The organism is Shewanella chilikensis (genome assembly GCF_002836945.1).
In the GTDB taxonomy this organism is placed as follows: domain Bacteria; phylum Pseudomonadota; class Gammaproteobacteria; order Enterobacterales; family Shewanellaceae; genus Shewanella; species Shewanella chilikensis.
In genome coordinates this window covers 75,360-97,323 of sequence record NZ_NIJM01000011.1, presented here as the reverse complement: position 1 = coordinate 97,323, position 21,964 = coordinate 75,360, and the positions used below count along the sequence as shown (strand labels likewise).

Genomic DNA, 21,964 nt, shown 5'->3' with positions numbered 1-21,964 from the left:
TATGCTCGTAACTGCGCCCCGACAGTGCATCTTCACCACACAAAAATGCCCTTCTCACGCAACGGTTAATCACGTGGTAAAAGGGCGTACTTTCAGCATCTATCAACTGGCGACGGGCGGTGGTCATAACCAACCTCGACTGAGCTTTGATGGGTATTTCAAAGCCTAGTCAAGCCTGGGCGAAACATCAAAAAGATATGGCTGTCCTGTCTTTTTTATGGATGTCCTGTATTTTTGCAGACCTAATGTATATTTCGCACACTCTTTACCAATCTGAATCGCCACGGATTTTCACCTGAGCAGATAACCCAATTGAATTTGGTACCTAACGGATTTTGTCATTGAGCCGTTGCTCACTGAAAACAAACCCAAGCCAAGCCCCCTTTACCTGATAAAACAAAGCCTCGCGAGTTCGAGGCTTTGGATTCAAAACATTATTTTAATAATCAGAACATTTTTGGGGCCTTATACATATACCTCTTATCAATATAAAGCACTTTGCTTTCCATTGAGTTTGCTATCACTAGATATGACTTTTTATACTCTTTAGTCTCATTGAATCCTGCATATACCATGTACGAAAGATAATCACTATTCAATTTAATGTTCGAGCAATTTAGAGGTTTATTGTCAATCTCATAAGGCTCGTAAACCAAACTTTTACTGCCAGCTAATGCTAAAAGTTCATGCAGGCTTATAGATTCCTTGCCTACTAAGCCTAATGTTTCTCTGGCTTCTTTTTCAATTTCTGGGGGGCAAAAATCCATAGCTTCAGCCTCTGTACTATTACAACCTGTAACCATAAATAACATAGATATGATAAAAAGTTTTAATTCGACTCTCATTTATCCAGCTCCTTCTCTAACCCAATATACAGCAGGAATATACAGGACACCCTAAACACTTTCCGAGCTGCAAGAAAGCCCGCTGCAAGGTGTCACTCTCTGATAAATAACGACGGATTTTTGGAAATGAAACTCTCTGAGACGCTCACTTTCGGAGGTTCATGCAGAATTGCCCTTGCCAGGCCTGCCTGCGGCAGGCTTAAGCCTGTTTCTGCAAAGATCACAATCGATTTAGATTAATAGGGATGCATTTGCTCCAAGACTTTCTGCCGCCACAGCGGCTATCAACTTCGCCCAAGAGCAATGCATGAACCAGCGCTAAACTCAGCTGCCGAATCAGGGATTCGACAGCATTTCTCAGGCTGTGCCGCCGACCGTCAGACGGTCCAGTTTAAGCGTTGGCTGCCCAACCCCGACCGGGACACTCTGGCCGTCTTTACCGCAGACGCCGACGCCTTTGTCGAGTTCAAGATCTGTGCCCACCATGGAGATCTGCCCCATGGCTTCCGGGCCGTTGCCTATCAAGGTCGCCCCCTTCACCGGACTGGTGATCTCGCCGTTTTCAATCAGGTAGGCTTCAGAGGCCGAGAACACAAACTTACCCGAGGTGATATCCACCTGACCGCCACCGAAGTTGGGGGCGTAGAGGCCTTTTTTCACCGACTTGATAATATCGGCGGGCGCCGACTCACCGGCCAGCATATAGGTGTTGGTCATCCGCGGCATAGGCAAGTGAGCATATGATTCGCGGCGGCCATTCCCGGTGGGCTTTTGCCCCATCAGGCGGGCATTGAGCTTGTCCTGCATATAGCCCTTGAGAATGCCGTTCTCAATCAGCACTGTCTTGTGCGCCGGGGTACCTTCATCATCTATGGTCAGCGAGCCACGGCGGTTTTCCAACGTGCCATCGTCCACCACAGTGACCAACTTGGAGGCCACCTGCTGGCCAATCTTACCGCTGAAGGCGCTACTGCCCTTACGGTTGAAGTCACCTTCCAGACCGTGGCCAACCGCTTCATGCAACAAGACTCCGGGCCAACCTGCGCCCAGAACCACAGGCATTTCACCGGCAGGGGCGTCTATCGCCTTTAGGTTGACCTGTGCCTGACGCACGGCCTCGCGGGCAAAGGCAAAACACATGGGCAGGCCGTCATCAGCGGCAGCCATCAGGGTTTGATAGTGGTGACGACCACCGCCACCGGCACCGCCCCGTTCACGGCGGCCGTTTTCTTCGAGGATCACCGAGCAGTTGAAGCGTACCAGCGGCCGGATATCCGCCGCCAGAGTACCATCGCTGGCAGCTACCAGTATCTCTTCATGCACTCCGGCCAGGCTGACCACCACTTGAATGATGCGGCTATCCAGGCTGCGGATATAGGCATCCGCTTCCTTGAGCAGGGCAATTTTACGGCCCTCTTCCAGTGCCGCTATCGGATCTTCACTCAGATACAGCGCCTTGGCGCCGCGGCGCTTCCAGGCCTGAGTTTGATAGCTGCCCCCAGTCTGGGCTATGCCTCTGGCGGCATCGGCGGCGGCAGCCAGGGCCTTGGGGGTTATCTCATCGGCGTAGGCGAAACCTGTCTTTTCACCACTGATGGCTCGAACACCGACACCACGCTCAATATGAAAACTGCCTTCCTTGACTATGCCATCTTCCAGCACCCAGGTTTCATGACGGCTGCCCTGAAAATAGAGATCGGAAAAATCCACCTGGTGTTGGTGGATTCGCTCCAGGTAAGTTTGCAGATCGTCGAGGTGCAGTCCCTCTTGCAGTAAACTCTGTCCCACTTGGGTTAAAAATGGCATTGGGTCTCTCTCAATCCGGCCCTGTGGCCTTGTTGGTTATTTCCGCTTACCGTCGCCCAGTTGCGGCGGCAAAAATCTATTGTGTGTCTCTACGGGCATGGCGCTGCGCACCCGCGCTAACTCGGCCTTGTCCAAACATGCCTGCACCCAGCCTGTGCCTTCGGCCTTCTGCGCCAGAATGCGTCCCCAGGGGTCGACTATCATGCTCTGGCCCCAGGTCTCGCGGCTTCCTTGATTATGCTGGCCCCATTGCGCCGCCGCCAGTATAAAACACTGGGTTTCTATCGCCCTGGCTCTGAGCAACACTTCCCAGTGCGCTTCGCCTGTCACCTTGGTAAAGGCCGAGGGCAAGGCGATGATCTCGGCGCCTTGCAAACGCAGCGCCCGAAACAGATCCGGGAAACGCAGATCATAACAGATAGCCAGGCCGATGCGGCCAAAAGGGGTATCCACCACGCTTATCCGCTCACCCGGGCAAAAAGTATCGCTCTCGCGGTATTGGCCTGTACCGTCGGTCACTACCGCGTCAAACAGATGCAGCTTGTCGTAGTCGCCGAGTACCTGCCCCTGATCATTAAACAGATAACAGCGGCTGTAAACCCGGCCATCGCCACTGGCTACCGGAATAGAGCCGGCCAGCAGGAATACCTGAAACTGGGTGGCAAGTTCGGCCAAGCGCCGTTTGAGCGGGCTTTGCCCAGGCTCACCGGCCCAGGCCAACTGCATGCTCTCATGGCCGCCAAACAGCAGGCTGCACTCGGGCAGCACCACGAGTTGGGGTTCATTATCTTGGCGGGGAAGAGTCTCAAGCTGCGAGACGATAAATTGCAGGTTCTGTTCCGGCTCGCGGCAACTCTGACACTGTAGCAGACTGACTTGCATGTTCGACTTCCTGTTTCACTGGCACTTCTGTCTTGGGTTCACTCGGCGATTTGAGCGGCAGCGGCGTGACTTTATCGGCTTGAGGCAAAGGCTTTTCAGCCTCAGCGCCACCCTCTTCAACAGCCCTCTCTTGGTCGCTATTAAGCACTTTGGCTTTGTTGTCCTTGGCTTGATCACCTTGGCCTGCATCCGTGGCCGCAGGCTCATCGTCCTGCACTTGAGTCTGTCCTTTCCCAGGCGCCGATTTGGGTTGCCGTGGCAATACAGACTCAGGGATCTCTATCTCTTTGCTCTTTCGCTCCAACTCTTCCAGCTTGGGGTCTGACATGGTGCCGGTCAAGCGGAAACGTATCTCTGAAATAATCTCAATCACGGGTTCCAGCACCTTGGTCAGGGCAAAAGCCCCCAGGCCCATGGTCCAGGCGCTGGTACTGAGCAGCACAACAGTCGGCACGCTGGAGGCCAGTTGCGGCACAAAGCGAATATCATAGTTGAGGCTCTCGGTAACCAGATCGGTATAGCCGCGCACCTTCATGTTACCGGCAATGGCGTCCATCTCGGTATTGGTGGTCTTGAGCACCCCGTTCTCCAGGGTCAGATCGCCGCCAAAGGAGTTGTAATACAGGCCCTTGCCAAACACATCGGTAAAGTCCAGTGACAACTTGCGTAAAAGCGAGTCCAGACTAAAGAGAGAGAAGATCCGCGCCCCCTTGTCACTGAGCTGTTCGATATGCCCCTTGCCGAGATCGAAACGTACTTTACCGCTGAGACTCTCCAGATTAAACGCCAGCGGCGCCCCCAGCCAGTTGAGCTCGGCCTTGACCTCCAGCGGCGAGTCTTTCACGCCGGGATCCAGTCCCAAGCGAGTAGCCAACAGATCAAATTTATCTCCCTTGAGATTGAGCTCGACCTGGGTCCGGTTGTTACCATCACGGCTCAGCCATTCACCCTTGCCCTGCAAACTGGCATCGTTGCTGCTGAGCGCCAAGGTCTGGATCTGATAGCCCGTCGCCGACGGGTTAGCCTGCAACAACAAACGCCCCAGCGCCATATCCTGATAGCGGAAATCATCCACCTCCACCGCCAGCGGCGGCAGGTCACTGCCCTGAAGCAGATTGGTTTCAGGCTCGGGCTCGGATTGCGCTTTGGAATCGGGCTCAGCCGCTGCTGCCGCTATCGGATTCAGATACAGGCGCGAGGCCACCAACTTCAATCCTTGGCTGTACCAATCCGGATAGATCTCTACCCGACCGGAAAACTCCGGTGACAGTCCCTCTATCTGCCAGGCATGCTCTCCGGGGCGGGCACTGAGTTGCAACTCGGTAAAACGCTGCCCCAGTAGCTCGAGCTGTTTCACTCTGGCCTCTATCCCCTTGAGCGGAGGGAAGAAGGCCTTGTCGGCTGCAATGCTTGTAGTGCCGGCCGTGCTCTCGGTTTGAGTCTCATCCTGGGTCTTGGCCTGGGTCTTAGCTTGAGTCACGGCTTGAACTGCTGTTTGGCTCTCGCCAGCAGCCTTTTCGTCATGGTTACCACCGCCGACAAAGGCGTTGATCAGCGGCTGCCACTGGGCAAAATCCACCTCATCCAGGGCCAGCCGTAAGTGACCATCCTGCTTCTGCAACTGATCGCCGCTGCGATAGAGGCGCCCCAGCAGCAGGTCATAGTGTTTCAGGCCCTTACCTGAGTCGGCATCAAAGCCACCCCAGAATTCGGCCTTATCCCCCAGACGCACGCCCAGGGAGCTGGTCTTGTTGTCACCGAGCAGCTCGGCCTTGAGCGTCAGCGCCTGCCCAGATGCCTTTTGATAAGGCGGCGGCAACAGCAACTCTGTCTGCTTGAGATTGGCATTAACATTGGCTTGAATTCGATAGCCTATCTCATCAAAGATCAGCTTCAGATTCCCCTGCCAATCCAACGCGCCCTGATAAAAATCGCTGAGAGGATTATCCAGCTCGGACGGCAAGTTGGCGAGGTTCCACTGGCCCTTGAGCCTGGCATTGAGCCCCATATTCTGATTGACCTTGCCGGTATCGAACCCAAACTGCAACGGCTGGCCAAACAGGCTGGCACTCAAGCCTTCACCCTTGACCACCTCGTTATGAAAACTCACCTTGCCGCTGACCTTATCCAGCAGCACCCCTGGCTCACGGATATAAATCGGCACCCCGGCAAACTGGACATCACCGAGGATCTGCGCCTCTTCACCGTCATAGAGCGGAATACTCAAATCCAGCTTGCCGCTGACAGGCCCCTGAACCTGCACCACATCCAGGGTGATACCGACACTGTCTCTAAGCGGCGAGCGCTGCAACACCTCAGTGGCATCCTGCCCTTGAGTCGCCAGTTGCGCCTCGACCCGCAGCAGACTCCGGTGATCCATCTTGGGGATATAGACATGGGCGCCATCGGCCGCCACATTCAACAGCTTGCCCTTATTGACCCAGAGATCCATCCGGGCATTTTCAAACAGCGCCTTGAGACTCAAGTCTGTCACCGCCGGCCAATCCGGCTGGAAGGCATATTCGGCGTGGGTCAGATTGAACCCTGCCTGAAACACCCCGGAATGATCTTGATAGGGAAATCCGGCCAGCTCACCGTGCCAGACCACGGCGGCATCATCGCTACGACCGGCCTTGATGGCGCCTTCCAGATAATCGGCCAGTGACTCACCCATGGCATGGCGCGGGAAATAACGCCCGGCATTGGCGGCGTTGAGTAGTTTGACCCGGGAAGACAGCGCCAGGTGTGGCTTGTCGGCCAGCAGCAAACGCATCGAGGCGTCCAGGCTGATGTCGTCATTGCCCAGATGCAGTGCCGGCAGCACCAGCGCCTGGCGCTCAAGCGAGAAGCCCAGCTCAAAGGCATCGGCGCGAAAACTGAGCGGCGCCTTGAAACCATCGCCAAAGTCCAGTTTATAGTCCTGGCTAGGCAGTGCCGCGCTGAGGAAGTTGTTCCGCCAACCCAGAGAAAGATCGATTGGTGTGCTGCCAGGGATGGACTCGGAAGGCTGCCAGCTAACCCGCTCCAGCGCCACTTTGGCCTGCAGTTCACCGTCCTTGGGGCGATAGATAGCCAAAGGCCCGAGCTTGCCCTGAGGCTTGAGTTGCTGCCAGGTACGCAAGCCTTCCAAGGGCATGCCGGGAACTAGCGGTAACAGCGGCAACAAGCCATCGAGTTGCAGTTCATTGAGTTTGCCATAAAGCACCCCGGCGGTTTCCATGGCGTGAAACTCCAGCTTGGGCCAAGGCTTGTCATTGGTTGCCAGCTTGAGCTCGCTGCTGTCCAGGCGCCAGCCGTCGGCTATGGGCTGCCAGGCGATCACTCCACCGTCTATGGCAAATTTTTGTGGCTCATCTCTGAGCGACCAGCGCAGCCAGCTGGGCAACAGCTTGATCACCCCGGATTCCAGGCCACGGTTGGCAAACTCAATCCAGGCTTCCAGGTTAATCACGCCCTCCAGTGGCAGCTTGGTTTGCGGATCGTAGGGATTGGGCTGGCGCGAGGCCCACTTACCTAGATCCAGCGACTGCGCCTGCAGATAGGCCTGGCCCTTGATACTATCAGGCTTGTAGCCATCGCCCTTGAGATCCAGCCTGAGAGTGAGTTGTTCGGTCGCCGTTGCCAGCTCGTCCAAATAGAGAGCGCCGCTGCCCTGATGCAACTTGCCGCTGTTGCGCCAACTGAGGTCCCGCAGATGAATGGGACGATAATCATGGCTGCTGGACAGCAGTTGCACACTGGCATCGCGAATAGAAAAACGGTCCAGCTGCTCCAGCAGCAAAGCGTAGAGCCAATCGATATTGGTGGCTGGGGCAGGTTTACTTTCAGTATCAAGAGTCGCGGTCGATTTTTGCCCCAGATGATCCAGATCCAGCGCCAGTTGCACCCCGTCGAAGATCACGTCTTCCACTTGCGGGCCGGCGGTCATCAGACTCTGCCAAAAATCCAGTTTGACATCGACCTTGTCGATCATGAGTGTCACCGGCAAACGCTCCTGCGGCGGCAACACCAAGTCCTCAACCGTCAGCGCCGGGCCGAAAGCCTGCCAACGGGCCGACAGATTGCCTATCTGGACCTCGACGCCATATTCGCGCTCGACATAGTCGGCCAATTGCTGCTTGGCTTCATCCAGTTGCGGCAACAGCCCGCGGATGAGACTCACCATCAAGGCAAACAGCACCAAGGTCACGGCCAAAGTGCGCCAGCAATAGCGGCCAAGGGTTCGAGGGCAAAAAGACAGCCGCACTAGACCATCACCACATCATATTTACTCTGCACATACATGGGCTCGCAGTGAATGCGAATACGCTTGCCGATATAGACTTCGAGTTCAGCCACCAGGTGGTTCTCGTCATCGGACAGGCAGGCGTGTACCGCAGGGGCACAGTAAATCAGGAATTCATCGGCATCATAGGTGCGGTTGAGACGGATGATCTCGCGGAAGATCTCAAAGGAGACGGTATCCACTGTTTTCATCGAGCCGGTACCACGGCAGGCAGGACACTCGCCACAAAGTACATGCTCCAGGCTCTCGCGGGTGCGCTTGCGGGTCATTTCTACCAGGCCGAGGCCGGAAAAACCTGAGATATTGGTCTTGACCCTGTCATTGGCCAGTGCCGTGGCCAGGCTGTTGAGCACCCTTTGTTTGTGCTCATCCTGCAGCATATCGATAAAGTCGATAATGATGATGCCGCCCAGATTACGCAGCCTCAGCTGACGGGCAATCGCCTGGGTCGCTTCCAGGTTGGTGTTGAATATGGTTTCTTCGAGGTTACGGTGGCCGACAAAGGCCCCTGTGTTAATGTCCACAGTAGTCATGGCTTCTGTCTGGTCGATGATCAAATAGCCACCGGACTTGAGTTCCACCTTACGCTCCAGCGCCCGCTGAATCTCATTCTCCACATCGTAGAGATCGAAAATCGGCGCCGGGCCACTGTAGTGTTCTATCTTATCGGCAATTTCCGGCATGAACTCCTGGGCGAAATGCAGCAGTTCCTCGAAGGTGTGGCCCGAGTCCACCTGAATGCGATCGAGCTCGGCACCGACAAAGTCCCTGACAATTCGCACCGGCAAGGCCAAGTCCTGATACAGCAGCGTGGCCTTGGGCCTTTTGCGCCGCTCGCTGACCTTGGCCCACACCCGCCGCAGGAAAGCAGCATCCTGCGCCAGTTCATCCTCACCTATGCCTTCGGCCGCGGTGCGAATAATAAAGCCGCCGTCATCGTCGACAAAAGGCAGGGTAATCTTCTTCAGCCGCGCCCGCTCCTCTTCGGAGTCTATTCGCTGGGAAACCCCCACATGGCTTGAGCCCGGCATAAACACCAGGTAACGGGAAGGCAGGGTAATGTCTGTGGTCAGCCGCGCGCCTTTGGTGCCCAGGGGGTCTTTGACCACCTGCACCATGATGTCCTGGCCCTGACGTACCAGCTCGGCAATATCACGCACCACGAAGTTGCCCTTTTCCACATCGGCAACGCACTCTGTGTGCGGCACTATGTCCGAGGCATGCAGAAAGGCCGCCTTTTCCAGGCCGATATCGACGAATGCCGCCTGCATCCCGGGCAAAACCCGACTGATCTTGCCCTTGTAGATATTGCCCACCAGGCCGCGCTTCATACGCCGCTCGATATGCACTTCCTGCAGGACACCGTGTTCTACCAATGCGACTCGCGCTTCCGTGGGCGTCACATTGATCAGCAGTTCTGACCCCATCTTCCGCGGAGCCTTGCTATTGACTGTGCGACTGGTATTCACGATTTACCCTTGTTGGATGTTAATTCATTGATTTTATCGACTGGCGGGCGTTAAAGCTGCTAAAAATTCGTCAGTTTGTGTAAGCGAGCTTACAAACAACCGGCCTTGTGCAACAGCGACCGGGTTTCAGCCATGGGCAGGCCCACTACCGCCGAATAACTGCCTTCAATCTTGGCGACAAAGCTGCCACCCAGCCCCTGAATGCCATAGGCTCCCGCCTTGTCCATGGGCTCGCCCGAGGCAACATAGGCCTGAATATCGGCATCGCTCAAGTCGCAGAAGTACACCTGGGTGACCACCAGAGCCGCCTCTGTGCACTTGCCATCGGTCAAGGCCACGGCAGTCATCACCTGATGACTGCGGCCACTCAGGCTCTTGAGCATGGCGCAGGCATCGGCCTTGTCCACAGGTTTACCCAAAATTCTGTCGCCCAATACCACTATAGTATCTGAGCCCAGCACTAGAGTATCAGACCCTTGCTGATGTTCAGGGTTCCCGCGCCACAGGGCTAAACCTGCAGCCGCCTTCTCTTCGGCCAAACGGCTGACAAACTGCTGCGGGGTTTCCCCGGCTTGATGACTCTCGTCGATATCGGCGGGCAGGATCTCAAAACCAAAGTTCGGATTTCCCAGCGCCAGCTGTGCCAAAAGCTCGCGGCGTCTGGGGGAGGCTGAGGCCAAAATCAGCGGCATATTAACGTACCTTGTAGTGGCGCCTGACGCGGCGCAGTATCCAGAAGACCCAGGGCCAAATGACCAGGCTGGACAGGGAAGGCAGGAATAGCTCCATGGTGAAATGCGCCCCTGATACCACAAACTGGGCCCAGAAAATAATCAGATGATAGAAGCAGATCAGGCTGGCGATCACCAAAGACTGCTGCCACATGGGGAAGTTACGCAACTTCTGAAAGTGCAGTACCACCACATAGATCACCAGGGAAATGGCCAGTGCGCGGATCCCCAGGGTAGCCCCCAGGAGAATGTCCAGCAGCACCCCCAACACCCAGGCGGTGAGAATATTGTATCTATGAGGCAGTGCCACGGCCCAATAGATCATCACCAGCACCAACCAATCGGGGCGCCAGGCGCTGAACATTTCCGGTACCGGCATGATCTGCAGCAGCATACCCAGCAACAGGGTCAGCCATACCGCCAAACGGCCATTGGCATTTTCCAGACTCATGATTCGGCTCCACTGTTGGCGTCGATTGCAGCCGGCTCTAGTGACTCAGGCTTGGCGCCGGGATGGTCTTCAGGCCAGATAAGCAGCAGATAACGGATTCGGTCCAGCGCCGCCAGCGGCTGCGCCGTGACCTTGAGGTAGCTCTGGCCATCGTCCCGGGAAACCGAAATCACCCGCGCCACCGGATAACCTTCCGGGAAGCGGTTGCCAAGCCCAGAAGTCACCAGCAGATCGCCGACCTTGATGTCGGTACTCTTGGCCACGTGTCTGAGTTCTATCTCATCGAGCTCGCCTATACCGTTGGCTATCAGGCGCACATCGTTGCGGGTAATACGCACCGGCAAGCCGTGTTTGGGGTCGGAGAGCAGCAACACCCTGGCGGTGAGTTCGCTGACCTGTACCACTTGGCCGACAACCCCCTGGGCATCCACCACCGGCTGACCGACAAACACGCCGTTGCGACTGCCGTGGTTGATCACCACATAATGATGGAAGGGGTCACTGGCCACTTCCATCACCTCGGCCACCATCTTGCGCGAGTCCATATGCACCGGCGAGCCCAGCAGTTCACGCAAGCGTTGGTTTTCCTGGCGCAGGTGTTCAAAACGCTGCAGTCTTTCACTCATCAGCAGTTGCTGGCGCAAGAGTTCTTTGTTTTGCTGCTCCAGCATGTCACGGGTCGCCAGACTCTGGGCAGACCAATCCAGCAGCTCACCTGGCACATTGGCCAGGTACTGTAGAGGGCTCAGTAAGGATGCCAGCGACTGTCTCGCAGGTTCGAGACGATCATTGGCAACCAGCAGGATCACCGACATGACCACTGCCAATGTCAACCTGAACTGATTTGAAATACCGCGAACAAAAATAGGCTTCATAGAAAAGCTAAGGCGGTAAGATACCGCCTGTGCTGGAAAGTATTAGTTTTCTTCTGAGAACAGGTCACCGCCGTGCATATCGATCATCTCCAGTGCTTTACCGCCGCCGCGGGCCACACAGGTAAGCGGATCTTCGGCGACCATTACAGGGATCCCGGTTTCCTGCATCAGCAGACGGTCCAGATCCCGCAGCAAGGCACCACCACCTGTGAGCACCATACCGCGCTCAGAGATGTCGGACGCCAACTCCGGAGGCGACTGCTCCAGTGCTACCATCACGGCACTGACAATGCCCGACAGCGGCTCTTGCAGCGCTTCGAGGATCTCATTGCTGTTCAGGGTAAAGCTTCTCGGTACCCCTTCGGCCAGATTACGGCCGCGCACTTCAATCTCCAGTACTTCATCGCCTGGATAAGCCGTGCCGATTGTGTGCTTGATGCGTTCGGCCGTGGCTTCACCAATCAGGCTGCCGTAGTTGCGGCGCACATAGTTGATGATGGCATCGTCAAACTTGTCACCTCCGATACGCACGGAAGAGGAGTAAACCACGCCGTTGAGCGAGATGATGGCCACTTCAGTGGTACCACCACCTATATCCACCACCATGGAGCCTGTGGCTTCGGAAACCGGCAGGCCGGCCCCTATGGCGGCCGCCATTGGCTCTTCAATCAGGTAAACCTCACGGGCGCCGGCACCCATAGCTGACTCCTTGATCGCGCGGCGTTCAACCTGAGTGGCACCTACAGGCACACACACGAGTACCCGAGGGCTTGGGCGGAAAAAGCTGTTGTTGTGCACTTGCTTGATAAAGTGCTGCAGCATCTTTTCGGTTACATAGAAGTCGGCGATAACCCCATCTTTCATTGGGCGGATGGCCTGAATATTGCCGGGGGTACGTCCCAGCATCTGCTTCGCCTCAGTACCGACTGCGGCCACGGATTTCTGCCCAGAGCTGCTTCGTTCGCCACGGATGGCGACCACGGAAGGCTCATTCAATACAATGCCTTCTTCACGAACATAAATGAGAGTGTTAGCTGTACCCAAATCGATCGACAGATCGTTAGAAAAAATGCCACGCAGCTTCTTGAACATGTAACTAGCCTGTATTCTGTGGAGTCAGAAGAAATGAAAATCAGCTAACTTTATCAATGCCTCCGGCATTCCACAAGACTCGCGGGGTTAACATTCGCTAATCCGTGAGGGTTTTTGGCATATATCTGTAAAAGCTGTCGCAATGCGCTGAGATAAAGTTGCCAAAAGCTTGGATCATGCCAATCCCTTGACATGATTTGTGTGCTTATTAAGCAAAAAAGGTTTGCACCAACATAAAGAGCCCGGCCGACAAAACTATGGTCATAGGCAGTGTCAGTACCCAGGTCAACAGAATTTGTTTAATAGTGTTTTTCTGTACTCCGGAGCCATTGGCCACCATGGTGCCGGCCACGGCCGAAGACAGGATATGGGTGGTAGATACCGGCATGCCTGTCATACTGGCGATACCGATAGAACCGGCGGCGGTCAACTGCGCGGCGATACCCTGACTGTAGGTCATGCCACCGTTACCAATTTTCTCGCCAACCGTGTGCACAATCCGGCGCCAGCCCACCATGGTGCCGCAACCCAGCGCCAGGGCAACTGCCACTATGACCCATAGCGGCGCGTATTCGGTAATGACGTTAAGCTGACCACGCCAATGTTTTAACTGACTAACGTCTGCAGCGGGCAATGGCTGCTTGGCCAACTTGCGGGTACTGTCATCGATACAAAGGATCAACTGCCTGGCTTGCCGGCGCTGCTCCTGGGTCAGCTGTTTAACCGTATTCCCTTGCTCAAGGAGCCTATCCAGGCTTTGCATCGAAGCTATGGCCGAGTCCTGACAGCGACTGTCGGCGGCGTGCTCACCCAAGTTAGCCACCAGCTGCGGGTTGCGCTCATACAGGGCCATGATGCGCCGGTTGGCATCCTGAGCCTTATCCATATCGAAGCTTTGACTGTTCAAGTCCAGGGCAAAATACCCCGGCGCCATGCAGATAAGCACCAACATCACCAGGCCTATGCCCTTCTGACCGTCGTTGGAACCATGGGCGAAACTCACCCCCATGGCTGAGGCTATCAAGGTAATCCGGGCCCAGAATGGCGGGTGCTTCTTGCCATTGACCGCCATCTGCTCCGCCGGAGTGCGATGCAGTTTGGGCTTACGCCAGATACGTTTCATCACCAACAACAAAATCGCCGCCAGAATAAAGCCCAGGGTTGGAGACAAGAGCAAGGAGAGCATGATATCTATCGCCTTGCCGGTATTGACTCCATCCAGCGGCGATTGACCGTTGAGCCAGGCATAGGCACCACCGACCCCCATGATGGAGCCTATCAGAGTGTGGGAGCTGGAGGCGGGAATACCGAAGAACCAGGTACCCAAATTCCAGACGATGGCCGAGAACAGCAGGGAGAACACCAGCAACAGGCCTTGGGAGGAGTCCATGTCCAACAAGAGCCCGACCGGCAGCAGATGCACTATGGCGTAAGCCACACCGAGCCCCCCCAGCAACACCCCGGCAAAGTTGAACAGCGCCGAAGCCAGTACTGCGCCTCTGGCCGGCATGGCATTGGTATAAATCACAGTGGCTACCGCATTGGCGGTGTCGTGGAAGCCATTGATGAACTCGTATGCCAACACAAAAAGTACAGCCAGGATCAGCCCCAAAGACCAGATCCACCCCAAACCCGCAAGCGCTTCCAACATAATTTAATCAGCCAAATACAGCAGAGGCTGTCGATTATGCTCAATGTGAGTTGAAGACAAAGTTAAATTATCTACATCTTGGCGCTTTAGTGAGTTGCTTCACACTGTGGTGATTCGGCTTCAGTTAACTTCCCGCCAACTGATGATCCTGTCGTTGCCGCGATAACGGCCAAAGAAAGCACTGGCTCTGGGGTCGCTAAGTGTGCCGTCATTGAGACCATTCCAATTCCAGTACCACTGCAACCATTCAGGCGTTTTGAGCGGCGCCGTCACCTTACCGCGATAGCCGGAGCTTCCGAGCGCACGCCACAAGAGTTCAAATTCACCGCCAAAGGCAGTGACTGTGTTGCCGCCGCTGGCGAAGCGGCTAATACTCTGCCCGGCACTGAGCGCAGGTTCATAGCGGTAACCCAGGGTGAGTTGATCCTGTTGATATTCAAGCGGCGTGTTGAACACACTGCAGTTATCCAGCTCGTTCAAACGCCAGCCACTGCCATCCCAATACTCTGTCCTCGCCGCCATGCTCAAGATTTGGGTTTCCGGGCCAAAGGTATTGTCCAACAGCAAACGCCCATGACGCATCTTTTGGCTACCAAGACGCACGGCGCTGCAGCTGCCTGCCACAGAGCAGTCACCGCTGAAATCGCTTTGCATATTGCTGTCCAGCAGCTTGGCAAGCTTGTCCGGATCCTGAATTTCCAGGCCTATATCCAAAAGCGGGAAAGGCCCGTCTGTTGCAACCGGGTCCTTACGGGCAAACTTGAGTTGCCCTTGGAACTCAGCCAGGCCATCCACCCAGGTATCTGAAGTGATCTCGCCCCCCGAAACCCGGCTGTCCAAGGCCACTCCGTCGAATTGATTGACTGCCTGATAATGACTGTAAGCCTTGGCAAAATCACCGACATAATTTTGGGTCACTTGCCTATCCAGTGCCAAGGCGCTGACTTTATAACTGACTTCAAATGGCTGATCCATATAACTGAAACCATTACAGGCGGGCAGCAAACTGGCTTCATCGACTCGGAAAAAAGCCGGCACAAAACGCCCGACTGGCATTTTGGTTTTGCCGCTCGGCCCCTGCCAATAAGCACTGGCCACCAAACTCGGGAAGGTCACACTGCCCTCGTAGGGCAAAGGCGCCGTGACGCCGAATTCAAACACCCCAACCTCACTGACCGCCTGAGCGAGCCGGTTATTCTCAGGCGTTTGCTGGCGCAGATGATCATACTGCTGCAGTTGCAGTTCACCGGGTTGACCTGAAGCCGGTGCAATCAACTTATGCCATAAAGAGAGACCCGCCTGTTGATAGGACGGAGTAGTAAGGTTTTTACAGAGATCGGCATTACCATTATCCGCCCAGGCTTTGGCGCTGATGCTAAGTGGGAAATTTTCCTGCGCTCGCCGAAAAGGCGCACAGGAGGCATCCGCGGCCTGGCAGTATTGCTCTACCTCGATACAGAATCCCAACGGGAAGCTGACAAAATCATCGGCGCCGTGCATCACCAGCCCGGCATCCCCTTCGCTGGTCGTTCCCGTATAGAGGGTGTTTAACTCGACCCGACCGGCATCGGCATAATTGATATCGATTCGGCTTTGGCCTTGACTATCGAAGGCCAAGGTCAGCGGCGTGGCGGCAGCTTGACTGCTGCCTATATCCTGCCAGCTCAGGGCGCCTGTCGGTTTCAGTTGCACCTTGGGTGAACCGACAACTACCGACAGCGCCTCACTCCAGAACGAAAGCGTCTTGTTGGTACTGGCAAAGGCCGGTACACACTGGGCTGTGCCATCTGACTTCATAGCCTTAACTAGCACTCCCGTCTCTGGCTTGTTGGCCAGCTTATCTGCCACATCAAAGATGAAACCACTATCGGCAAAACTCAGGCGACAGGCGGCCGAACTCAAGGGACCGCTGCCACTTCGGCAAAGGGTATCACTGCCGGGGCGTGTGGCCGGTGTCGAGGAGGAAACCCCCAGTGTCAGCGGCGTTTGATCAAACTTTTGCAGTTGAATTTGGGTACTGCCACCGTTGAAAGTCACCGAACTTGCCGGCAACCAACGGCCGTTACTGACGGGGTTAGGGCTCAGATTGGCGGTGACAGTACCAGTGAAGAGCTCTGAGCAGCTGGCATTTTTACAGGCCCTCAAGGTGATGGGTTCGGCGCGACAGGTAAAAGGCGCGCTGCTGTAATCAAACTCAAAATGATGCACCTGCTCGCCCACGGGTTTTGACTCCAGGGCACAAACCTTGAAATTGTCTATCTCATGGTTGTTGTTGGCATCACCGGTAGAGCCGGTCAGCGACAGGTAAAAATCTGTCGGCACACGGCTTTGGCCAGGAAAGTTACGGGCATTGAATGGGCTCACCAGAGTTTGGTAACCGGCACCTGTATCTCGCTCAACAGACACCATGGCCATGTTGGCCTGGCGGGAATCTACAGTAATCTTATACTTGTGCCCCGGCGCAGGAGACTGAGAACCTCGAACATCAATACCGGGACTGATAGAATCTTCCGTCCCCTTCAGGTAACGATAAGAACCCGCCTCTGAACCACGAATAGAAACAGATTGTCGAATCTCCCCCAGGCCTCCGACACGCCCTTCTGTAGGGTTGGAAAAATTTCCGTATTCATCCAGTGCCACCCCCAACCAGCCTCCGGCAAAACCCGGGGTACCATCATTACGCTGGGCATAACCCAAGGCGCCACCAAAACTGCCCGGCTGCGGCGTCACAGCCGCATCAGAAAGGATCACCGCCACCCCATCACCGCCGGTGCCACGCCGGGGCGACCAAGCGTAATAATCAAATTCAACTGTTACCAGGTTGCCTTCGGCCGGAAACAAGCGCTGATAGGTACTGGAGGTTGCCTGATTGCCCCGGGCAGGAGTCAAACGCAGACGCCCACCCACTATGCTGGGCGGCACTGAATTGCCCAGCACCTTGATGGCCCAATCATCTGCCGATAGAGAAGCCGAATTAAAATAATCTTTGAAACAATGCAGTTCCTGCGGTGGAGGATCCACTATGACTTCGTTAACTTGAGTATCACTATTCATTACCAAATGGCGACTGGTTACCCTGCCATTCACCACAGCTCTATTATTTAAAGTCACCGTACCATCGGCGTATACATAACCGTTAACTGTACTATCGCTATTCAATGTCAGGTCATTGTAGGCCACTATGGTCAATTGCCCACCCGAAGCCACGTTAATAGTCGCACCATTTAATTCTGCATTATTAGAGATAAAAATGCGGCTGTTACCTTGCACATCCAACTGGGCGCCCTTATTAAGCTGCAAGGTTTCCAGCCAATAATCTCCCTGTGCCAACATTAACCTGGTATTGTTACCAAGCTCCATTGAACGGAAACGATATTCCATATTCGCATTAGAGAACGTGCCCACACAACCACTGTAGATTGACAGCCTTCCCCACATATTTTGCACGGCACTTTGCTGGGTCAGGGTTGCACAATCAGAAATCGAGCTCCAGCTGGTACTCGTCTTAAATCGATTTTCGTTGGCATTAAGGTTGAAGCCACCAACACTAGAACTGGCAATCTGGCATTGCATTCGCCCACCGTTACCATCATCACACGCATCCGTAGGTGACCCGTTATTTATTGAGCAATACTTCAATGCCATCCCTTGGGTTCCATTGATTTTAGCATTGTTATATAAGGTTAGAGATGAAGTACCCTGCGCATTACAATTCCGATTGTTATTACCATGATGCCCTTGCACCACTGCTGGGAAAATTTCAATATTATCAATAACCTCAAAGGCCATTGCCTGAAAAGAGCAACATAAGGTGATAACCCACAACAAGTATCTATTCACGGGCTTCCACCTCCACAACCCGGCTCACTCTCAGACATTGACTGTCATCAGCCGCGCCCACACCACAACTGCCGCTCTCGCATACCGCCTTGCTGCGGATACGATACAACTTGGCACTGCCCGGGATGGAGTCCTGGCTTAAGGTCTCGCAACTGAGCTGGACATTACAGCCATGAAACCCGGTCACGTCCGGCACCGTCCAACTTGAACCCACGGCGGCGCAACCGGCAGTGCCGCCGCTTAAGGGGAACAGCCTGGCCAGGGCCGCATCGGCGCCGCTGTTGGCAGCATTGAGCGCCCTTAAGCCCCAGACTTCCAGGTTGACGCCCTCGTCGGCGTCGCCGCCAACCCGCAACAGAGTCACCGCCAACAGCGACATCACCAATATTACAAAGATGGCTATCACCAAGGCACTGCCGCCCTGATGCTTTTGCGCATAACAGTGATAATTTCGACTAGGGAACATTGATCACCTGCACTTGATGTTGATACTGAAACTGCTCGCCGACAACAGCAAACTGCGGCTGCAACTGTACTATGGCGTTGTTAACCAGAGTCGCAGGCAGCAAACGCACCGCCGGATTGGTGGCCATATCATTACTCAAGCCTTCGGCCATCAAGGCTCCAGTGCCCATGGTATCGGGCAGAGGTTGGCCGGCATGATAACCATAGTGGCTATAACGGCGAATGCTGCCATCCACGGAAGAAAAGCAGTAGCTGACAGGTTGCCCGGCCACATAAAAGCGCTTCGCCGGCGAGGCTTCGGCAAAATTAACCGCAGCGGCAAACTGCAAGGTCAGCAGTGAGCCGTTGGCAGTGACCTTCTCTATAGCGTGACGCTTGTTGCTGCCACTGCCATAAACCTCCGCATTGGTCAGCGGATACACCAGCAATTGTTCACCGGCCGAAACCGCCGTTGCCGGTGCAAATGCTGTGGCATTGTCCGCCTGGACATCCGGCGCCAGTGGCAATGACAGATAGCTGCCGCTGGCACTGATGGGCAGAAACTCCAAACACTGCAGCTGAGAACTGGACTGCAACCTGAGGCTGGAAGGCACGGCATTACGCAGTTCCCGGCTCAGGCGCTCCATCACGAAACGGCTGCTGCCCAGCACTCTGTCAACGGCGGTAGAATCCACAAAGATACGGGTACCAAAGATAATAAAGCTGCTGACACCCACCACCAGAACCCCCAGGATAAGGATCACAGTGACTAACTCCACCAAGGTAAAGCCCTTGGCGAAAACCTGTCCTTTGAGCTGCATAAATCCCTTACTCTGCCTGCTGTGCATCAGAAATTACTCCTCAGCACGTCGTAACGGATAGCTTCGCCTGCCGGGGTGGTTACCGTGACAGTCACCAGCTTGCTGTTGGCTTGATACTGGGATACCTGAACGCTGAGGCGATAGCCTGGATAGTGTTTAAGATAATTCCGGCTGGCATTAAGCATCAGGCTCTGCTCGTTAAGACCGTGGTAATCGTCGATATCGTCAAATTGATCCCGACTCTCACCATCCGGGCCATAATCGCTAACCCGGGTACAGCTGACACCGCCCAAACCGTCACAGGCGGGTAGACCACCGTTGGCGCCGCTATGCTCATCATAACGCTTGCCCCAGATTTCATTGATCACAGCCTGAGCCAACTCTGCGCTGCGCACTCTATGCAGGGTCTGCGCCGCGTGATCGCTTTGGGGAAACAGCACACTGGTCAACAGCACCAGGGCGATACCGAGCACCAACATGCCGATCACCAGCTCTATCAGGGTGAATCCCCGCGCTTCAGCCCTCATGGATATAACCCTCGGACTCTATGGCGATAGTCAGGGTTTCATCGGCGACCACAGAGAGGCAGGCGCCATTGCAGGCAAGGTTGGTGCGGCCCAAAGCATCGAACTGGATCTGAAAACTGTCAGCGCCGTTACTTTGAAGCAGTATCCGGGTATTGCGCGGCAAGCTTTCGGCGCTATTACTGCGGATAAGGGTGGCGCAATCCTGGGTCAAATGGCTGAGTTGATAAGCGCCGCTGCTGATAGTGAGTCGATAACAGCGGTCGGGATTATTGAGTGCCAACATCTGGGTCTTTTGCAGCTCGGCAATCAATTCCTGTCGCAGCGTCCAGGCACTGTAACTACTGGAAGATACCAATTTGGGCAGCACCACAACAGAAAGAATGGCCAGCAACATGATAGTCACTACCAACTCCACCAGAGTGAATCCCCGGGCGCCTGTACCCTTGGTCGCAGCCATATGATTTCCCGCCAACGCTATCCCCGCTCAAGTATGGCAAATAAGCTCAATAGTTTGAATCCTGACGTAAAAAAGGCCTGCTTGGCAGGCCTTTTCAGCTACGGGCTATCAGCAGCCTGTAGTAACTGCATTCACAGTAATTGGCCCATATGAGGTAAGATTGTTGATGTACTCAACATAGCAAGTTCCAGGTTCATTCGCGGCCTTGGGGCTGTTACTTCCCTGGGGATAAAAGTAAATCGTTTTGGCTTGAGAATCTTCAACATAAAGCCATTCGCTTGAGGTACCTTTATCAGAAGCATTGATATCCAATGCATTGGCTAAAGAGTCAGCCCATTGAGGAAGTGCGTGCCCATAGTTCAACAACACTGAGTTCCCTGCATCCACAATTACACTCGGAGCAGAAGAAGCATCCGAAGCAACTTTTTCATTGCCGGCAATCAAGGATTTGGAGTTAACCAAGGTATCAGCCCCTTTGATAGCAGCCTCCAAACCTTTAATCGTTGAAGCTCTGGCATCAGACTGTAGATTCAAAAACTTAGGCGCTGCGGTGACAGCCAAGATCCCCAAAATAATAATCACCACCACTAATTCAATTAGCGTAAAACCTTGTTGTTTATTCATTTTTAGTCCTCTGGATTAACAGCCTGATGTTTCAACATGGTAGCTGGGCAAAGCACCTTTTGCTGAGGATTGGAGATATTCCACCCAACAAGCAGTATCTGAAGGTGTCAGGTCTGCTGGGTGAATAATTGCTGCATCTGTCAGTGTCGTCGTAACTGAAGGTGCTCCGATAATGGTCCACTCCGAGGAGTCAATATCCAGAATTACAGCCAAATCTGCTTGATTCTGCTGAATATAGCCAAACGCAACGTTAGCACTGATGTCATCACTGGCATCAGCATTTCCTTTATCATCAAGGATGATTGAAGCTGTCGCTGCCCCCTCTTTACCTTGAATGGCTGCCTTGGAATACACCATGGCATTGGCTCCCTGAAGTGCCGCTTTCATTCCCTGGAGAGTGGACTCCCTGGCATCGGATTGCAGATTGATAAACTTGGGCGCTGCTACCACAGCTAAAATACCGAGAATGATGATCACCACCACCAATTCTATCAAGGTGAAACCTTGTTGTTTTCGCATAGCGCTTTCCTTTGGTTCAAAAAATACAATTCAATCAGTTGCTGAAACTCAAGACCTGGCCGGTTCCCGGGTTATAGGTAATACCCTTGGCGCCTGTGGTGTTGAGATCCGGCGCCGGTGTTGCCACGCCTGAACTTTGGTTCAGTGCCAATGATGCCACCTGATGGTAAACACAGAGATCCAGCCCGGTTATTAAAGTACCGTCAATGGCTGTAGCACTTACACCTGCACCATCCAGGGCTCTGACGGTATAACGTTGTTCTCTGGCGTCAGCGGTATAGAGCACATTCTTAGGCGCACTCTGCAGTACTGTGTTGAACACTTGCTGGCAACTGGCATCATCCATGGAAGTGGCCGAAGTATTGCCAGTGCCGGTTGGATAACCGAAACGGGTGTCCAAAGACACGGAAATACCATCGAGGAGCACTGACGTATTACGGCGACCATCAACCTCCCATTGGGAGCGTACAAAACTCACCGCCGTAGCCAGGCCACCCGTCACGCCTTCGAGGCTGGCATCCTCGGCATCATCTGTCACATTCAAAAAACGCGGAATAGCAGTTGCGGCCAGCAGGCCCAGGATAACTATTACTATCACCAACTCGATTAACGAGAAGCCTTGCATCTGTCGTTTCATCTAGGTTT

The 21,964-nt window shown here is 54.4% G+C and carries 18 protein-coding genes and 1 pseudogene; all 19 read right to left on the bottom strand.

What is annotated here, in order from left to right; translation table 11 throughout:
* Nucleotides 1-127: pseudogene (locus tag CX651_RS06225) on the bottom strand (alpha-amylase family glycosyl hydrolase); the annotation flags it as partial.
* A 319-nt stretch (nucleotides 128-446) separates the two neighbouring features.
* Complete coding sequence (locus CX651_RS06220) at nucleotides 447-845, bottom strand: hypothetical protein (RefSeq protein ID WP_101054766.1); 399 nt, start codon at nucleotides 843-845, stop codon at nucleotides 447-449.
* Between the two features lie 357 nt (nucleotides 846-1,202).
* A complete protein-coding gene (gene tldD, locus CX651_RS06215) occupies nucleotides 1,203-2,651 on the bottom strand; it encodes a metalloprotease TldD (RefSeq protein WP_071475647.1) in 1,449 nt (482 codons plus the stop codon).
* A gap of 36 nt (nucleotides 2,652-2,687) precedes the next feature.
* Nucleotides 2,688-3,533, bottom strand: coding sequence for a carbon-nitrogen hydrolase family protein (locus CX651_RS06210; RefSeq protein ID WP_101054763.1), 846 nt, complete (start codon nucleotides 3,531-3,533; stop codon nucleotides 2,688-2,690).
* Nucleotides 3,457-7,779: a YhdP family protein gene (locus CX651_RS06205; RefSeq protein ID WP_101054760.1), complete on the bottom strand. Its 4,323-nt coding sequence runs from the start codon at nucleotides 7,777-7,779 to the stop codon at nucleotides 3,457-3,459. The genes CX651_RS06210 and CX651_RS06205 overlap by 77 nt, the downstream gene beginning before the upstream one ends.
* On the bottom strand, nucleotides 7,779-9,245 hold the full coding sequence (gene rng / locus CX651_RS06200) for a ribonuclease G (RefSeq protein WP_044735291.1): 1,467 nt from the start codon (nucleotides 9,243-9,245) through the stop codon (nucleotides 7,779-7,781). The genes CX651_RS06205 and rng overlap by 1 nt, the downstream gene beginning before the upstream one ends.
* A 131-nt stretch (nucleotides 9,246-9,376) precedes the next feature.
* Nucleotides 9,377-9,979 (bottom strand): Maf family protein, encoded by a 603-nt coding sequence (locus tag CX651_RS06195; protein ID WP_101054757.1) that lies wholly within the window; start codon nucleotides 9,977-9,979, stop codon nucleotides 9,377-9,379.
* A gap of 1 nt (nucleotide 9,980) precedes the next feature.
* Nucleotides 9,981-10,469 (bottom strand): rod shape-determining protein MreD, encoded by a 489-nt coding sequence (gene mreD / locus CX651_RS06190; RefSeq protein WP_071238668.1) that lies wholly within the window; start codon nucleotides 10,467-10,469, stop codon nucleotides 9,981-9,983.
* Nucleotides 10,466-11,344, bottom strand: coding sequence for a rod shape-determining protein MreC (mreC, locus tag CX651_RS06185; protein WP_101054754.1), 879 nt, complete (start codon nucleotides 11,342-11,344; stop codon nucleotides 10,466-10,468). The genes mreD and mreC overlap by 4 nt, the downstream gene beginning before the upstream one ends.
* Nucleotides 11,345-11,386: 42 nt before the next feature.
* On the bottom strand, nucleotides 11,387-12,436 hold the full coding sequence (locus tag CX651_RS06180) for a rod shape-determining protein (protein WP_025011854.1): 1,050 nt from the start codon (nucleotides 12,434-12,436) through the stop codon (nucleotides 11,387-11,389).
* A 208-nt stretch (nucleotides 12,437-12,644) separates the two neighbouring features.
* Nucleotides 12,645-14,087, bottom strand: coding sequence for an inorganic phosphate transporter (locus CX651_RS06175; RefSeq protein ID WP_101054751.1), 1,443 nt, complete (start codon nucleotides 14,085-14,087; stop codon nucleotides 12,645-12,647).
* Nucleotides 14,088-14,207: 120 nt separating this feature from the next.
* Nucleotides 14,208-17,468 (bottom strand): DUF6701 domain-containing protein, encoded by a 3,261-nt coding sequence (locus CX651_RS06170; RefSeq protein ID WP_146225998.1) that lies wholly within the window; start codon nucleotides 17,466-17,468, stop codon nucleotides 14,208-14,210.
* A gap of 451 nt (nucleotides 17,469-17,919) precedes the next feature.
* Nucleotides 17,920-18,393: an MSHA biogenesis protein MshP gene (locus CX651_RS06165; RefSeq protein WP_101054746.1), complete on the bottom strand. Its 474-nt coding sequence runs from the start codon at nucleotides 18,391-18,393 to the stop codon at nucleotides 17,920-17,922.
* Nucleotides 18,383-19,219 carry a PilW family protein gene (locus CX651_RS06160; protein WP_229839750.1) on the bottom strand — a complete coding sequence of 279 codons (837 nt, stop codon included), beginning with the start codon at nucleotides 19,217-19,219 and terminating at the stop codon, nucleotides 18,383-18,385. Before CX651_RS06160 ends, CX651_RS06165 begins: the two co-directional genes overlap by 11 nt.
* Complete coding sequence (locus CX651_RS06155; RefSeq protein ID WP_101054742.1) at nucleotides 19,219-19,719, bottom strand: prepilin-type N-terminal cleavage/methylation domain-containing protein; 501 nt, start codon at nucleotides 19,717-19,719, stop codon at nucleotides 19,219-19,221. Before CX651_RS06155 ends, CX651_RS06160 begins: the two co-directional genes overlap by 1 nt.
* Nucleotides 19,709-20,176 (bottom strand): pilus assembly FimT family protein, encoded by a 468-nt coding sequence (locus CX651_RS06150; RefSeq protein ID WP_101054739.1) that lies wholly within the window; start codon nucleotides 20,174-20,176, stop codon nucleotides 19,709-19,711. Before CX651_RS06150 ends, CX651_RS06155 begins: the two co-directional genes overlap by 11 nt.
* A gap of 108 nt (nucleotides 20,177-20,284) precedes the next feature.
* Nucleotides 20,285-20,800: a type II secretion system protein gene (locus tag CX651_RS06145; protein WP_025888270.1), complete on the bottom strand. Its 516-nt coding sequence runs from the start codon at nucleotides 20,798-20,800 to the stop codon at nucleotides 20,285-20,287.
* 15 nt (nucleotides 20,801-20,815) lie between these two features.
* Entirely contained in the window at nucleotides 20,816-21,319 is a 504-nt protein-coding gene (locus tag CX651_RS06140; RefSeq protein WP_101054736.1) for a prepilin-type N-terminal cleavage/methylation domain-containing protein, read from the bottom strand.
* Nucleotides 21,320-21,353: 34 nt separating this feature from the next.
* Nucleotides 21,354-21,956, bottom strand: coding sequence for a pilus assembly FimT family protein (locus CX651_RS06135; RefSeq protein WP_039034083.1), 603 nt, complete (start codon nucleotides 21,954-21,956; stop codon nucleotides 21,354-21,356).
* Between the last annotated feature and the right edge of the window lie 8 nt (nucleotides 21,957-21,964).

What these genes read in the sequence shown, in the direction of transcription:
- CX651_RS06220 (WP_101054766.1), bottom strand. Translation starts at nt 845, where the DNA reads ATGAGAGTCGAATTAAAACTTTTTATCATATCTATGTTATTTATGGTT.
- tldD (WP_071475647.1), bottom strand. Translation starts at nt 2,651, where the DNA reads ATGCCATTTTTAACCCAAGTGGGACAGAGTTTACTGCAAGAGGGACTG.
- CX651_RS06210 (WP_101054763.1), bottom strand. Translation starts at nt 3,533, where the DNA reads ATGCAAGTCAGTCTGCTACAGTGTCAGAGTTGCCGCGAGCCGGAACAG.
- rng (WP_044735291.1), bottom strand. Translation starts at nt 9,245, where the DNA reads ATGGGGTCAGAACTGCTGATCAATGTGACGCCCACGGAAGCGCGAGTC.
- CX651_RS06195 (WP_101054757.1), bottom strand. Translation starts at nt 9,979, where the DNA reads ATGCCGCTGATTTTGGCCTCAGCCTCCCCCAGACGCCGCGAGCTTTTG.
- mreD (WP_071238668.1), bottom strand. Translation starts at nt 10,469, where the DNA reads ATGAGTCTGGAAAATGCCAATGGCCGTTTGGCGGTATGGCTGACCCTG.
- mreC (WP_101054754.1), bottom strand. Translation starts at nt 11,344, where the DNA reads ATGAAGCCTATTTTTGTTCGCGGTATTTCAAATCAGTTCAGGTTGACA.
- CX651_RS06180 (WP_025011854.1), bottom strand. Translation starts at nt 12,436, where the DNA reads ATGTTCAAGAAGCTGCGTGGCATTTTTTCTAACGATCTGTCGATCGAT.
- CX651_RS06175 (WP_101054751.1), bottom strand. Translation starts at nt 14,087, where the DNA reads ATGTTGGAAGCGCTTGCGGGTTTGGGGTGGATCTGGTCTTTGGGGCTG.
- CX651_RS06170 (WP_146225998.1), bottom strand. Translation starts at nt 17,468, where the DNA reads ATGGAATATCGTTTCCGTTCAATGGAGCTTGGTAACAATACCAGGTTA.
- CX651_RS06165 (WP_101054746.1), bottom strand. Translation starts at nt 18,393, where the DNA reads ATGTTCCCTAGTCGAAATTATCACTGTTATGCGCAAAAGCATCAGGGC.
- CX651_RS06160 (WP_229839750.1), bottom strand. Translation starts at nt 19,219, where the DNA reads ATGCACAGCAGGCAGAGTAAGGGATTTATGCAGCTCAAAGGACAGGTT.
- CX651_RS06155 (WP_101054742.1), bottom strand. Translation starts at nt 19,719, where the DNA reads ATGAGGGCTGAAGCGCGGGGATTCACCCTGATAGAGCTGGTGATCGGC.
- CX651_RS06150 (WP_101054739.1), bottom strand. Translation starts at nt 20,176, where the DNA reads ATGGCTGCGACCAAGGGTACAGGCGCCCGGGGATTCACTCTGGTGGAG.
- CX651_RS06145 (WP_025888270.1), bottom strand. Translation starts at nt 20,800, where the DNA reads ATGAATAAACAACAAGGTTTTACGCTAATTGAATTAGTGGTGGTGATT.
- CX651_RS06140 (WP_101054736.1), bottom strand. Translation starts at nt 21,319, where the DNA reads ATGCGAAAACAACAAGGTTTCACCTTGATAGAATTGGTGGTGGTGATC.
- CX651_RS06135 (WP_039034083.1), bottom strand. Translation starts at nt 21,956, where the DNA reads ATGAAACGACAGATGCAAGGCTTCTCGTTAATCGAGTTGGTGATAGTA.